Source organism: Comamonas endophytica (genome assembly GCF_023634805.2).
GTDB lineage: Bacteria > Pseudomonadota > Gammaproteobacteria > Burkholderiales > Burkholderiaceae_C > Comamonas > Comamonas endophytica.
Map to the genome: position 1 here is coordinate 1,310,459 of NZ_CP106881.1, position 13,435 is coordinate 1,323,893.

A 13,435-nucleotide genomic window follows, 5' to 3' on the forward strand; every position below is an offset into this window, starting at 1 on the left:
CCCGCGCGAATCCCTATTTAGGTTACATCTGCTCAACCCCCTTACGGGGATTAGCAATTAAAACCGATGGCGCAGGCCCACGGTGACACCGGTGCGGTCACGCGCGCGGCTGACGGGGTCAAGGACAATTGCCGAGCCGCCCTTGATCTTGGTGTAATCCACGCCGAAATAGGCATCGGTGCGCTTGGAGAAGGCGTAATCGACCACACCGACCAGGAAGTGGGCCTTGCCGTTGTCGGCGCCCACGGGGCTGCCGGATTGCTTGGCATGGAAGTAATGCAGGCCGGCATTGATCTGCGGCGTGACCTGGTAGCCGAAACCGACCTTTGCCAGCTGGCGCTTGTCGGCCGCGCCGCGCGAGAAGCCGCCGTTGGTGTCGCCGCTCCAGAAGCTGGCGACGACCGCCCCATCGATGGGGCCGGGTGTGCCCTTGAGCTGGTTCTGGCCGTAGCCCAGGTTGAAATACAGCGCATTCAGGCGATAGGACCCTCCCAGGGTCCAGGCCTCGAGTTTCGCGCCCTGCGGCAGCTGGTAGTTCTGGTAACCCAGGCCGGCCGAGAAGCCATTTTGCGAGTAACGCAGATAACCGCCCGCCGTCCGGGCGTTGGTGGGATTGGGAACCACATCCTTCTCGCTGAACGAATATTGCAATGCGCCACGTACAGGGCCGAACTCGGCCGTGTATTTGAGCATATTGTTCGTGCGCGCACCCAGCGCCAGACCGATTTCCGGCTTGTACGCTTCCATATACGGCGAATAGGGGAAGGAGGAATAGGTCGAGGTCACCAGATCGAACAGGATGTTGTACTGGCGGCCCATGGTCAGGCGCCCCAGTCCGCCCTGCAGACCCAGCCAGGACTGCTGGAAATAATTGGTCGCAGCACTCGTGCCCGAATCGGCCAGGAAACGGTGTTCCAGATTGGCAATGGCCTTGAGACCGCCGCCCAGGTCTTCATTCACGTTGATGCCCCAGCGGCTTTGCGACATGCCGCCGCCGATCATTCTCGTCTGCGACGAATTTCCGCTTGTGCCTTCATTATTCGTGTGGCGCACTGCAGCATCGACAATGCCATACATCTGCACGCTGCTGTTTTCCTGGGCGAATGCTGCGCCGGCAGTGGCCGCAATAACAGCCAGTGCGAGGGCATTTTTCACAAATGATTTTTGCATGCTGCTGTCTCTCTCATGAATAAAGGTGTCTGGGAAAATCCATTTTAGGCAGCCACTTTTATTACGAAAAGATACTTGTGCAGCATCACAACACAGGTTTTCCCTGCCGGATTTTCCCTAGATAGTGCTATCCCGCAGCAGGAAAATACCCATAAAAAAAGCCAGTCCGAAGACTGGCTTTTTCGTTTTCTAAGAAAAGCTGAGCGGACTCAGCCTGTCATTAGAAGGAGTGGCGCACGCCGACTTGCACGCCGGTTTGCTTTTGGTTCACAGCACCGGTGGTGTTGATGCCCTTGGAAGCCAGACCCAGCGACGAGCCGTCCTTGTTCTTCAGGTAAGCAACGGTACCGTACACGGCAGTGCGCTTCGACAGGTTGTGCACGTAGCCCAGCGACAGCTGGTCGGCTTCGCCGCCAGTAGCCTTCTGGTCGTAGCGTGCGTATTGCAGCTTGACTTCGCCAGCGCCGCCGACGGGAGCAGCCACGCCCAGGGCGTAGTTGTTGTAACGGCGATCGCCGAAAGCGCCGCTGTCGTACGAGTACTCGGTACGCTGGGCGATACCGATGATCTTGGCCACGCCGAAGTTGTACGAAGCACCCAGGGTCACGTTGTCACGGTCGCCCAGGCCGCGAGCGGCGTGGTTGGTTTCCAGGCGGTCATACGACAGGGCCACGCTGATGGGGCCGTTGTCATAGGAGACGTTACCACCAGCGTAACGGCCGGCGTTGGACTCACCGTTCACTTCGTCGAAGCCGTAGCTGATGCCAGCCTTGAAGCCGCTGAAGTTGGGGGTGTAGTAGCTGATCAGGTTGTTGGCGCGGATGCCGTTTTCGTCGCCGGAAGCGGAGCCAGGGAAGCCAATGCCGTCCCAGTTGCGCCATGCGGAGAACTGGCCGATACCGGTTTGGCCGAACAGGTCATAGGAGCTGGTCTTGTTGTAGCCAGCAACTTGGTCACGACCCAGGCGCACTTCACCGAAGTTGCCTTCCAGGCCCACGGTCGAACGACGCTTGAAGTTCAGGCCGCCGGCATTGCCGTCGTCGCCGAACACTTCGCCTTCGAGCCAGAAACCAGCCTTCAGGCCACCGCCGAGGTCTTCCACGCCGCGGAAACCGATGCGGCTGGTTGCATTGCCGCTGGTGCCGAGGCCCCACTTGTTGCCGCCAGCGGGCGTAGCGTTGTTCACGTAGCCAACGCCGACGTCAACGATACCGAACAGGGTCACGGACGACTGGGCCATGGCGGCGCCGGAAGCAGCCAACACGGCCAGGGCAATCAGGGATTTTTTCATTGCGAATTACTCCAAGGTTTAACAGAGGGCGTCGGTGCGTAGAAAGCAGGGTCTCAACCCTGGTTCGCCGGTTACCCGCGCCAACCTCCTGGTGGGGAAGCTTTTGCTATTGCAACAGACCACCGCCCGATGCGCAAAGCAATTCACCCATAAGCTGCTGGAATCCAGGAATTCGTTGCTCGGTTGCAACAAAGCTTCAATGCGCGGCACAATCGTTCCCAAGGACTGGCAGCCGGTCCTCCTCATGCGGGGGGCCCCGCCCTGGACCCGCCCGCGCTTTGTCGCCTTGCAGCTTGATATCCATGGACAAGATCCTGACGGCAGCGGACGCTGCGCTCCGCACCCTGTTTGCCCGCCCCGCGGCGTCGCAGCCCTCGCCCGCGCAGGGGTTGCGCGAGGCCGAGCTGAGTGAAGCCGAGCAGCGCCTGTCGGGCGCGCTGATGCGCGTCAACCATGTGGGCGAGGTCTGTGCCCAGGCGCTGTACAGCGCCCAGGCCATGGTCACGCGCGACGCGCAACTGCGCGCGCACCTGCTGGACGCGGCGCGCGAGGAAACCGATCACCTGGCCTGGTCGCGCGCGCGCCTCGACGCGCTGGGCCAGCGGCCGAGCCTGCTCAACCCGCTGTGGTTTGCCGGGGCCTTTGCCATCGGGCTGGCCGCGGCGAAGATCAGCGACCGCGTGAGCCTGGGCTTCGTGGTGGAGACCGAGAACCAGGTCTCGGCGCACCTGGGCAGCCACCTCGACCGCCTGCCCGCGCAGGACCTGGCCACGCGTGCCGTGGTGCAGCGCATGAAGGAGGACGAGGAGCGCCATGCGGCCGAGGCGCTGGAGTCGGGCGCCACGCCGCTGCCCGCGCCGGTCCAGCAGCTGATGCGCGCGGCGGCCAAGGTGATGACGACTACGGCACATTACATTTAATCACCCGGAAACTGGCGCAACACATGTCGGAGGCAGCGCGGAAGGGCCGCCCCTGGGCAGGGCCCCACACCGAGGCTGCCGTCCCTAGCCGGGCGCCCCCCACCGAAGGATGAGAGAGGGAGCGGGGCCCGCCCAGGGCGTCAGCCGCTCAGGAGCGCTTCTTTCAAGCTTCCAGAATTTCGAAGCCGGTCGTGATCTCGGCAGTCTTGCCCAGCATGATGCTGGCCGAGCAGTATTTCTCGTGGCTCATGGCGATGGCGCGCTCCACGGCACTGGCGGGCACACCTTTGCCGGTCACGGTGAACTGCATGTGGATCTTGGTGAACACCTTGGGTTCGGTCTCGGCACGCTCCGAACTGAGCTTGACGCTGCAGCCGCGCACATCATGACGGCCGCGCTTGAGGATCAGCACCACGTCATAGGCGGTGCAACCGCCGGTGCCGGCCAGCAGTGCCTCCATCGGGCGCGGAGCCAGATTGCGGCCGCCGTTGTCGGGATTGCGCTCATCGGGAGCGCCATCCATCGCCAGCACATGGCCGCTGCTGGTCTCCGCGATGAATCCCATTCCCGAGCGGGTGCCGCTGGCCCCGGTCCAACTCACTGTGCATTCCATACTGTTTCCTCTGCTTTAACTGTTGCTAAATGGCATCGCCATCCCGGTAAACCCTGAATTTTGCTGCAACGCAGCATCATTTGCGCTACAATTGCACCAAGCGTTACCTGATGGATTGTATTTTTCAGGCGGACCGCAGGACACAAATCCTTGCATCGCACCCTTTGTCTCCTCCACCTCCTCTAATGGTGGATTCAGCCCCAGGCCTTACCGCCTGGGGCTTTTTTTTGGCCGCTTGGCGCCGCGGGTGGCTGCGCGCGCAGCATGCCCGCCAGCGACCGAGCGCCTATGATGGCGGCCCAGCCTTTCCGCGGGCATGCCTTTTTGCCGACCATGACACAACACCTCACCCCCGCCGACTACCTCACCCGCATCCTGACCGCGCGCGTCTACGACGTGGCGGTGGAGTCGGATCTGCAGCCCGCCAAGAACCTGAGCCGCCGGCTGCACAACAAGGTGCTGTTCAAGCGCGAGGACCAGCAGCCGGTGTTCAGCTTCAAGCTGCGCGGGGCCTACAACAAGATGGCGCACCTGGGCCAGGAGCAGCTGCAGCGCGGCGTGATCTGCGCCTCCGCCGGCAACCACGCCCAGGGCGTGGCCATGAGCGCGCGCAAGCTCGGCTGCCGCGCGGTGATCGTCATGCCGACCACCACGCCCCAGCTCAAGGTCGATGCCGTGCAGGCGCTCGGCGGCGAGGTGGTGCTGGCCGGCGAAAGCTATTCCGACGCCTACAAGCACTCGGTGCGGCTGCAGCAGGAGCAGGGACTGACCTTCGTGCACCCCTTCGACGACCCGGATGTGATTGCCGGCCAGGGCACGATTGCCATGGAGATGCTGAGCCAGCTGCAAAAGCTCGGCAGCCAGCGCCTGGATGCGGTGTTCGTGGCGATCGGCGGCGGCGGCCTGATCTCGGGCGTGGCCAATTACCTCAAGGCCGTGCGCCCGGACATCAAGGTGATCGGCGTGCAGATGCGCGACTCCGATGCGATGGCGCAGTCGGTGCAAAGCGGCGGGCGTGTCGAGCTCAGCGATGTCGGGCTGTTTTCCGACGGCACGGCGGTGAAGCTCGTGGGTGAGGAGACTTTCCGCATCGCGCGCGAGCTGGTCGACGAATACGTGGTGGTCGACACGGATGCGGTCTGCGCCGCCATCAAGGACGTGTTCGTCGACACCCGCGCCATCGTCGAGCCCTCGGGGGCGATGGCCGTGGCGGCCATCAAGCAGTATGTGGCCACGCACAAGACGCGCGGCGAGACCTATGCCGCGATCCTGTGCGGCGCCAACATGAATTTCGACCGGCTGCGCTTCGTGGCCGAGCGCGCCGAAGTCGGCGAGGAGCGCGAGGCGCTGCTGGCGGTGACGATTCCCGAGGAGCGCGGCAGCTTCAAGCGCTTCTGCGAGGTCGTGGGCCGGCTGCCCGGCGGCCAGCGCAACGTGACCGAGTTCAACTACCGCATCAGCCACCAGCAGCGCGCGCATGTGTTCGTCGGCCTGACCACAGCAGGCAGGGGCGAGTCGGAAAAGATCGCGAAGAACTTCCAGAAGCACGGCTTCGAGGCGCTGGACCTGACCTTCGACGAGATGGCCAAGGAGCACCTGCGCCACATGGTGGGCGGCCACTCGCCGCTGGCGCAGGAGGAGCGGCTGCTGCGCTTCGTGTTTCCCGAGCGCCCGGGGGCGCTGTTCAAGTTCCTGAGCATGATGGAGCCGACCTGGAACATCTCGCTGTTCCACTACCGCAACCAGGGCGCGGACTACGGCCGCATCCTGGTCGGCATGCAGGTGCCGGCAGATGACGCGCAGGCCTTCGATGCCTTCCTGGCCTCGGTGGGCTACCCCTGGGTCGAGGAAACCCACAATCCGGCCTACAGGCTTTTCCTGCAATAACCGGCGCGTGGCATGCAAGCCCTGCGCCATTTCCTGCTGGCCCTGCAGTTCTTCACGCGCATTCCGGTGACCGGGCGGCTTGCCGAATGGGTGGGCTTCAGCCCGGCCATGCTGCGCGCCAGCGCCGCGCATTTTCCGGGCATCGGCTGGATCGCGGGCGCGGCGGGCGCCGCGGCCTATGCGGCGGCGCATGCGGCGCTTGCCCCGAGCCTGTTTGCTCCGCTGGCCGCCGCCGTGCTGTGCTGCGTGGCCACGGCCTGGCTGACGGGCGCCTTCCATGAGGACGGGCTGGCCGACGTGGCCGACGGCCTGGGCGGCAGTGCCGACCGCGAACGCGCGCTGGACATCATGAAGGATTCGCGTCTGGGCGCCTATGGCGCGCTGGCGCTGGTGCTGGCACTGCTGGCGAAGGTCAGCCTGGTCGCGGTGCTGGGCAGCCACAGCCTGCTGGCCGGCGCAGCGGCCGTGGCGCTGGCGCATGTGGTCTCGCGCTTCTGGCCGCTGTGCCTGGTGCGCGCGCTGGCGCACGTGGGCGATACCGCGCGTTCCAAGAGCAAGCCGCTGGCGGACCGCATCAGCCTGCAGGCCCTGGGCGCCGCCGCCCTGTGGTGCCTGGCGCCGCTGGCGCTGTATGCATGGATTCAACCGGTGGCGGCTTTGGCCCTGGGCCTGCTGTGCAGTGCGCTCGCCGCGCTGTGGATGGCGCGCTGGTTCGCGCGGCGCCTGCAGGGCTTCACCGGCGACTGCCTGGGCGCGACCCAGCAGGTCTGCGAGATTGCCTTCTACCTGGGCGCGGCGGTTGCCGTGCTGCGCGGCGCGGCATGACGAGGCGCCTGTGGCTGGTGCGCCATGCCGCGCCGCTGGTGGCACCCGGCATCTGCTATGGGCGGCTGGACCTGGCCGCCGATGCGCAGGCCACACGGCAGGCGGCGCAGGCGCTGGCCGAGGCACTGCCGGCGCGCGCAGCCGTACGGCACTCGCCGCTGCGGCGCTGCGTGCAGCTGGCCGAAGCCCTGCAGGCGCTGCGCCCGGAGCTGCGCAGCCAGCCCGACGCGCGTCTGCAGGAAATGGATTTCGGCGCCTGGGAGGGCCAGCCCTGGGAGGCAGTGCCGCGCGCCGAGCTCGATGCCTGGGCCGGGGATCTGCATGGCTATGCACCGGGCGGCGGCGAGCCGCTGGCGGCGATGCTGGCGCGCATCGCCGGCGCACTTGACGCCTCTGGCGAAGGGGAAGAAGCCGATGTGGTGTGGATCACCCATGCCGGCGTGGCGCGCTGCGTGCACTGGCTGCGCGCGCATCCGCAAAAGACGGCTACTGCGGCGCAGTGGACCCAGGCTGCGCCGGCGCCGGGCCAATGGACCATCGCTCGATGGGAAGATCCAGCGTCACGGTAGTGTCACCTTGCAGCGACGGGCCCAGACGCGCCTGCTGCGCGCCGACCGATTGCAGCACCAGCCCTTCGTCCACCTGGGCACCGACGGGAAAGACCTTGGCCGGCTGGCCGTTGACGCCGATGACCGCCGCGCCGCGCCCACTGTAGCGCCCGGCCAACAGTCCCTGCAGGGTATAGCGGCTGGGTGCCGCCGGGGCCTGGGCCACCGGCAGCGCCGGACCCGCGCCCAGCACCTGGGCCAGCGCCTGCAGGTCCACCGAGACGGGTGCAGGCGCGGCAACCGCAGCGGCCGCAGCTCCCGCAGGGGTCGCCAGGCGCAGGGTCCAGAAGACCAGGCATGCGGCTGCCGCGGCCCACAGAACCAGCGTGCTTACCCGCACGCGCCAGATTTGAAGCGAATTTGTCACCATGACCCATTATCATGAACTCATATGACGTTACAGCAAATGAATTTCATTACAGTTCCGCGTCGCCTGCGCCAGGCCACGCAACGCGGTTTCACCCTGATCGAGCTGATGGTCGTGCTTGTCATCATCGGCGTGCTGGGCGCGCTGATCGTGCCCAACCTGCTGGATAGGGCCGACGATGCCCGCCGCACGGCCGCGCGTACGGACATCACCAACATCATGCAGGCGCTCAAGCTCTACCGCCTGGACAACCAGCGCTACCCCACGACCGAACAGGGCCTGCAATCGCTGGTGGCGCGTCCCACGTCCGGCCCGCAGCCGAACAACTGGAAGCCCTATATCGAGAAGCTGCCCAACGACCCCTGGGGCAACCCCTACCAGTATCTGAACCCTGGCATCAAGGGTGAGGTCGATGTCATGTCCCTGGGTGCCGACGGCCAGCCCGGCGGCGAAGGCAACAACGCCGACATTGGCAGCTGGCAGTAGGTGTGCGGGCGCCACGCGCCGTGGCTTGCCTGCCTTGCTAGACCGGATCCGGTGATGACACGCGCACGCGGTTTTTCCCTGTTGGAGTTGCTGGTGGTGATCAGCATCATGGCCCTGGCGACCGCCGGCGTGGCCCTGTCCCTGCGCGACACCGGCCAGACCCGGCTCGAGCGCGAGGCCCAGCGGCTCGCGGTGCTGCTCGAGGCCGGCCGGGCGCAGGCGCGCGCCAGCGGCACGCTGGTGCGCTGGCGTGCGCTGGGCCCGGGCTTTCGCTTCGAGGGCCTGCCCGTGGGCAGCACGCTGCCGACGCAGTGGCTCGACCCCGGCACGCGCGTCGCCGATGGCGCCGTGCTGGTTCTCGGGCCCGAGCCGCTGCTGGCGCCGCAGCGCACGCTGCTGACGCATGTCGACACTCCCGAACTGCGCCTGTCCGTAGCGACCGACGGGCTGCGGCCCTTTGCGCTCGAGGGCCGGCAATGAGACCCGCCCTCCCCCGCCGCGCCCGGGCGGCGCGCGGGTTCACGCTGATCGAGGTGCTGGTGGCGCTGGGCATCGTGGCCATCGCGCTGATGGCCGGCACCCAGGCCACTTCGGCGCTGACGCGCAATGCCCAGCGCCAGACCGACATGCTGCTCGGCCAGCTGTGCGCCGAGAATGCCCTGGTGCGCATGCGCCTGTCGCAGCAGATGCCCCCCGTCGGCGACAGCAGCGCGACCTGCGAGCAGGCCGGCAAGCTGTTCAACGTGACCATGATCGTGCGGCCCACGCCCAACCCGAGCTTTCGCCGCGCGGACGTGCAGGTCAGCGAAGGCGGCTATGCGGTCATGAGCATCACGTCGATCGTTGGACGTTATTGATATGCAGCCCCGCACGAGCCTCTTTCTGCCCAGGTCCGCCGGGTTCACATTGGTGGAGCTGCTGGTGGCCCTCGTCGCCATGGCGCTGATGGCGCTGATGGGCTGGCGCGGGCTGGACAGCATGATGCGCTCGCAGCAGTACACTCAGGCCCACAGCGATGCGCATGCGGTGCTGCAGACCGCGCTGGCGCAGTGGAGCGCCGATCTCGACGGACTGATGGCGCTGGAAAATACCCAGGCCATCGCCTGGGACGGGCTGGTGCTGCGCATGACGCGGCGCAACAACGCCGCGCCCGAGGCCGGCGCGCTGGTCGTTGCCTGGGCGCTGGGCACCAGCCAGGGCCGCAGCCAGTGGCTGCGCTGGCAGTCGCCGCCGGTGAGAACCCGCGCCGAATGGAGCCGCGCCTGGAACCAGGCGGCGCAATGGGCGCGCAACCCCAGCCAGGAGCAGCGCGGGGGCGAAACGGCGCTGTTTCCGCTGGGCAGCTGGTCCATCTATTTCTACCGGGACGGCGCCTGGAGCAATCCGCAGTCCAGCGGTGCCTCCAGCAGCGCCACCGCGGAAGCGGCCAATGCAGCGGCAACCGCGGCAACGGCGACTGCCGGTACCGCAGGCACCGGCACCGTCGCCGGAACCGCCGCCGGCGCCGCTGCCAGTGCCGCCGCCGGCACTGCCGCGCGCTCGGCCGAGGCCGAGATCCCCAACGGCGTGCGCATCGAACTCGATCTCGCCCCGGGCGCCGGCCTGTCGGGGCGCCTGACGCGCGACTGGGTCAACCCGCTGCGCCAGAACATCCGCTCATGATCGCGCTGCGCCCCCTTTCCCGTGCAGCGCGCCGCCCGGCGCGCGGCGCCGCGCTGCTCACGGCCATGCTGACCGTCACATTGGTCGCGACCTTTGCCGCGACCGCGCTGTGGCAGCAGTGGCGCGCGGTGGAGATCGAAACCGCCGAACGCGCGCGCAGCCAGGCCGGCTGGATCCTGCTGGGCGCGCTGGACTGGTCGCGTGTCGTGCTGCGCGAGGACGGGCGCACGGGCGGCGCCGACCATCTGGCCGAACCCTGGGCGGTGCCGCTGCAGGAAGCCAAGCTCTCGACCTTCCTGGCCGCGCAGGGCAATGTGAGTCAGGTCGACGACGCCTCGAGCGAGACCTCCAATGCCTTCCTGTCGGGCGAGATCGTCGACCTGCAGTCGCGCATGAACCTGCGCAACCTGCTGCAGAAGAATGAAACCATCGATCTGGCGTTCTCGCGCCTGTTCGAGCGCCTGGGCCTGCCGGCCTCGGCGTTGCAGCAGATTTCCATTGACCTGCGCATGGCCCAGAACGCCGGCAGCAACGACGACAGCACCGCGCCGCTGATGCCGCGCACGCTGGCCCAGCTGGGCTGGCTGGGCGTTTCGCCCGAGATCATCGCCCGGCTCGAACCGCACGTGACGATGCTGCCGATCGCCACGCCCATCAACCTCAATACCGCAACGCCGGAGGTGATCTGGGCCTGCGTCGAGGGCCTGGACTGGGCCAAGGCCAACCAGTTCGTCCAGGCGCGCGAGGCCAGCCCGGTGCGCACCGTGCCCGAGGCGCTGCAGCGCATGAACATGCCCACCAGCACCGGTACCGGCCTGCTGGCGATCTCCACGTCATACTTCGAGATCCGCGGCCGCCTGCGGCTGGGTGAAACGCTGGTCAGCGAACGCTCGCTGGTGCGGCGCCAGGGCATGAATGTCGTTACCCTGTGGCGCGAACGCGGCCATTGGACCTCCCCGAATCTGCCGCTGCCCGAACCGGCCGCAGCACGCAACTCTCCCCTATGAGCCTTCTGATCATCCAACTGCCGCTGGCGCCCGCGGGCCCGGAAGGGCAATACGCCTTTGCGCTGAGCCTCGACGGCCAGGCGATTGCGCGCCATGCGGCAGCGCTGGCCGCCGAGCTGCCGCCCGCGGGACGCGCGGTGGAGGTGGTGGCCGCCGTGCCGCCCCAGGCGCTGTCATGGCACCGCGTCACCCTGCCTGCGGGCATTGCCGTGGGCACGCGCAATGCCACCGCGCGGCTGCGCTCGGTGGTGGAAGGCCTGGTCGAGGAGCACCTGCTCGACGAACCGGAGGAGCTGCACTTCGCGCTGCAGCCGGGCGCGCGCGCCGGCCAGGAGGCCTGGGTCGCGGTGTGCGACCGTGCCTGGCTGCGCTCGCACCTGCAGGCGCTCGAGGGCGTGGACCGGCGCGTGGACCGCATCGTGCCCCAGGTGGCGCCCGCGGAAGAAGGGGCGGCACCGCAGCTGTGGGCCGTGGGCACGCCCGAGTCGGCGTGGCTGCTGGCGACCGGCACCGGCCCCGACCAGGGCGTGGCGTGCGTGCCGCTGGGCAGCGAGGGGCTGGCGCTGCTGGGCGTGCCGGACGACCTTCCCGTCGATGCGGCGCCCGCGGTCTCGGCGCTGGCCGAGCGCCTGCAGCGGCCGGTGCGTCTGGCAGCCACGGCCGAGCGCCTGCTCGAGGCCAGCCGCGGCCCCTGGGACCTGGCGCAGTTCGATCTGGCCGTGGGCGGGCGCAGCCATGCGCTGCGGCGCCTGGCCAACGCCGTGCAGTCTTTCGCGCGCGCGCCGCAGTGGCGCGCCGCGCGCTGGGCGCTGGGGGTGCTGGTGGTGGCGCAGGTGGCCGGGCTCAACGCCTGGGCCTGGAAGGAGCGCCAGGCGCTGGCGGCCAAGCAGGCGGCGGTGCGCGCCAGCCTGCTGCAGGCCTTTCCCAAGATCCCGCTGGTGGTCGATGCGCCGGCGCAGATGGAGCGTGAGGTCGCGCAGCTGCGCCAGCGCACCGGCAGCCTGTCGGCGCAATCGCTCGAACCGATGCTGTCGGCCGCCGGCCAGGCGCTGCCCAGGGGCATGCGGCCCCAGGCCATCGACTATCTCGACCAGGAACTGCGCCTGCGCGGCCTCAACCTCGATGCCGGCACGCAGCAGCAGCTGCAGTCGAAGCTGGCGGCGCAGGGCTACGCCGCGCGCGTCGACGCGCAGGGCGTGGTGCTGAATGCAAAGGAACAACCATGAATACGCCCCGCAAAGTGCGCCTCGATGCCTTGCGCGCGCGCTGGTCCGCCCTGGCGCCGCGCGAGCGCCAGGCGCTGGCGCTGGCCGCGGGCACCGTCGGCCTGGCCCTGCTGTGGTGGGTGCTGCTGGCGCCGGCCCTGCAGACGCTGCGCGCGGCGCCGGCCCAGCACGCGCTGCTGGACCAGCAGCTGCAGCGCATGCAGCGCCTGGAAGCCGAGGCCCTGCGCCTGCAGGCCGACCTGCCGCCGCCCGCCATCGAAAGTCCGAATGCGCTGCCCGCGCCGCGTCCCGACCTGCAGCGCGCCCTGCAGGAATCGGTCACTGCGCAGCTGGGCGCGGGCGCGCGGCTGGTGCTGCAGGGCGAACGCGCGCAACTCACGCTCAAGAGCGTGCCGGCGCCGGCGCTGGCCGCCTGGCTGGGCCAGGCGCGCCAGAACCTGCGCGTCGGCACGCTGGAGATGCGCCTCACGGCCGCTGCCGGGGTGGCCCCCGGCGCCAATGACCAGCAATGGGACGGCAGCCTGGTGCTGGGCCTGCCGCCCGCGGAAGCCGCGCCATGAAGGGCTTTCGCTTCTCCCGGCCCAGCCGCGCGGCGGCGCCCGCGGGCGCGCCGGTGCGCTGGGCCGTTGCCGGCGCGCTGCTCGGCGGCGCGCTGACGCTGGTGCTGTGCGCGCCCGCGCACTGGCTGGCCGTGGGGATCGAGCGCGCGACCGAAGGCCAGCTGCAATTGCGCGAGGCGCGCGGCACGGTCTGGACCGGCTCGGCACGCCTGGTGCTCAGCGGTGGCGCGGGAAGCCGCGATGCGCTGGGGCTGCCTTCGCGCGTGCAGTGGCAGCTGCGCCCGGCCTGGCGCGGCCTGCGCCTGCGGCTCGAGACCGGCTGCTGCACGCCGCAGCCGCTGCAGGCGCGCCTGCTGCTGCACTGGCAGGGCGTCGAGGCGCAGGTGCAAGACCAGCAGAGCCAGTGGCCCGCGGGGCTGCTGACGGGACTGGGCACGCCCTGGAACACGGCGCAGATCCAGGGCCAGCTCCAGTTGCGCACCCAGGGGCTGCGCCTGGAGTATGTGGCGGGCCGCTGGCGCAGCGAGGGCCAGGTGCAACTGGATGCGCTGGACCTCTCCACACGGCTGTCGACGCTGCGCCCCATGGGCAGCTACCGGCTTGTCTTCGACGGCGGCGATGCGCCGCGGCTCACGCTGAGCACGCTCGAAGGCCATCTGCGGCTCAGCGGCTCGGGCCAATGGGTCGGGCAGCGCCTGCGCTTCACCGGCGAGGCCACGGCCACGCCCGAGCGCGAGGCGGCGCTGACCAACTTTCTCAACATCATCGGGCGGCGCAGCGGCGCGCGCTCCATCATCACCCTGGGCTAATTCC

Annotated in this window: 16 protein-coding genes; 12 read left to right on the top strand and 4 right to left on the bottom strand. The window is 68.4% G+C overall.

Going from position 1 to position 13,435, the window contains the following annotated elements; translation table 11 throughout:
* Positions 1–57 precede the first annotated feature (57 nt).
* Positions 58–1,170 carry a porin gene (locus M9799_RS05825; RefSeq protein WP_231043384.1) on the bottom strand — a complete coding sequence of 371 codons (1,113 nt, stop codon included), beginning with the start codon at positions 1,168–1,170 and terminating at the stop codon, positions 58–60.
* A gap of 220 nt (positions 1,171–1,390) precedes the next feature.
* A complete protein-coding gene (locus M9799_RS05830) occupies positions 1,391–2,461 on the bottom strand; it encodes a porin (RefSeq protein ID WP_231043383.1) in 1,071 nt (356 codons plus the stop codon).
* 302 nt (positions 2,462–2,763) lie between these two features.
* Here M9799_RS05830 and coq7 point away from each other — a divergent pair, with 302 nt between their 5' ends.
* The gene (gene coq7 / locus M9799_RS05835) at positions 2,764–3,381 is read left to right on the top strand and encodes a 2-polyprenyl-3-methyl-6-methoxy-1,4-benzoquinone monooxygenase (RefSeq protein WP_231043382.1); all 618 of its coding nucleotides are present in this window, start codon (positions 2,764–2,766) and stop codon (positions 3,379–3,381) included.
* Between the two features lie 163 nt (positions 3,382–3,544).
* Here the strand turns inward: coq7 and M9799_RS05840 are convergent, their stop codons facing one another.
* Entirely contained in the window at positions 3,545–3,994 is a 450-nt protein-coding gene (locus M9799_RS05840; protein ID WP_231043381.1) for an OsmC family protein, read from the bottom strand.
* A gap of 333 nt (positions 3,995–4,327) precedes the next feature.
* Between M9799_RS05840 and ilvA the strand changes: the two genes are divergently transcribed.
* Genes ilvA through M9799_RS05855 form a run of 3 tightly spaced genes read left to right on the top strand, consistent with a single transcriptional unit; the run spans position 4,328 to position 7,275 of the window.
* On the top strand, positions 4,328–5,881 hold the full coding sequence (ilvA, locus tag M9799_RS05845) for a threonine ammonia-lyase, biosynthetic (protein WP_231043380.1): 1,554 nt from the start codon (positions 4,328–4,330) through the stop codon (positions 5,879–5,881).
* Between the two features lie 12 nt (positions 5,882–5,893).
* A complete protein-coding gene (locus M9799_RS05850) occupies positions 5,894–6,706 on the top strand; it encodes an adenosylcobinamide-GDP ribazoletransferase (RefSeq protein WP_231043379.1) in 813 nt (270 codons plus the stop codon).
* On the top strand, positions 6,703–7,275 hold the full coding sequence (locus M9799_RS05855) for a histidine phosphatase family protein (RefSeq protein ID WP_231043378.1): 573 nt from the start codon (positions 6,703–6,705) through the stop codon (positions 7,273–7,275). The genes M9799_RS05850 and M9799_RS05855 overlap by 4 nt, the downstream gene beginning before the upstream one ends.
* On the opposite strand, the gene M9799_RS05860 is transcribed toward M9799_RS05855, so the two are convergent.
* Entirely contained in the window at positions 7,193–7,684 is a 492-nt protein-coding gene (locus M9799_RS05860) for a type II secretion system protein N (RefSeq protein ID WP_231043377.1), read from the bottom strand. The genes M9799_RS05855 and M9799_RS05860 overlap by 83 nt on opposite strands.
* 36 nt (positions 7,685–7,720) lie before the next feature.
* Between M9799_RS05860 and gspG the strand changes: the two genes are divergently transcribed.
* The 8 genes from gspG to gspN are packed head-to-tail and all read left to right on the top strand — an operon-like array spanning position 7,721 to position 13,431.
* On the top strand, positions 7,721–8,167 hold the full coding sequence (gene gspG, locus M9799_RS05865) for a type II secretion system major pseudopilin GspG (protein ID WP_231043376.1): 447 nt from the start codon (positions 7,721–7,723) through the stop codon (positions 8,165–8,167).
* A 54-nt stretch (positions 8,168–8,221) separates the two neighbouring features.
* Positions 8,222–8,647 (top strand): prepilin-type N-terminal cleavage/methylation domain-containing protein, encoded by a 426-nt coding sequence (locus M9799_RS05870; RefSeq protein WP_231043375.1) that lies wholly within the window; start codon positions 8,222–8,224, stop codon positions 8,645–8,647.
* Entirely contained in the window at positions 8,644–9,024 is a 381-nt protein-coding gene (gene gspI, locus M9799_RS05875) for a type II secretion system minor pseudopilin GspI (RefSeq protein ID WP_231043374.1), read from the top strand. The genes M9799_RS05870 and gspI overlap by 4 nt, the downstream gene beginning before the upstream one ends.
* Before the next feature lies 1 nt (position 9,025).
* A complete protein-coding gene (locus M9799_RS05880) occupies positions 9,026–9,829 on the top strand; it encodes a PulJ/GspJ family protein (RefSeq protein WP_231043373.1) in 804 nt (267 codons plus the stop codon).
* Positions 9,829–10,836, top strand: coding sequence for a type II secretion system minor pseudopilin GspK (gspK, locus tag M9799_RS05885; RefSeq protein ID WP_422689052.1), 1,008 nt, complete (start codon positions 9,829–9,831; stop codon positions 10,834–10,836). Before M9799_RS05880 ends, gspK begins: the two co-directional genes overlap by 1 nt.
* On the top strand, positions 10,833–12,062 hold the full coding sequence (gspL, locus tag M9799_RS05890; protein ID WP_231043371.1) for a type II secretion system protein GspL: 1,230 nt from the start codon (positions 10,833–10,835) through the stop codon (positions 12,060–12,062). Before gspK ends, gspL begins: the two co-directional genes overlap by 4 nt.
* A complete protein-coding gene (gspM, locus tag M9799_RS05895; RefSeq protein WP_231043370.1) occupies positions 12,059–12,622 on the top strand; it encodes a type II secretion system protein GspM in 564 nt (187 codons plus the stop codon). The genes gspL and gspM overlap by 4 nt, the downstream gene beginning before the upstream one ends.
* On the top strand, positions 12,619–13,431 hold the full coding sequence (gene gspN / locus M9799_RS05900; RefSeq protein WP_231043369.1) for a type II secretion system protein N: 813 nt from the start codon (positions 12,619–12,621) through the stop codon (positions 13,429–13,431). The genes gspM and gspN overlap by 4 nt, the downstream gene beginning before the upstream one ends.
* The last annotated feature ends 4 nt before the right edge of the window (positions 13,432–13,435 follow it).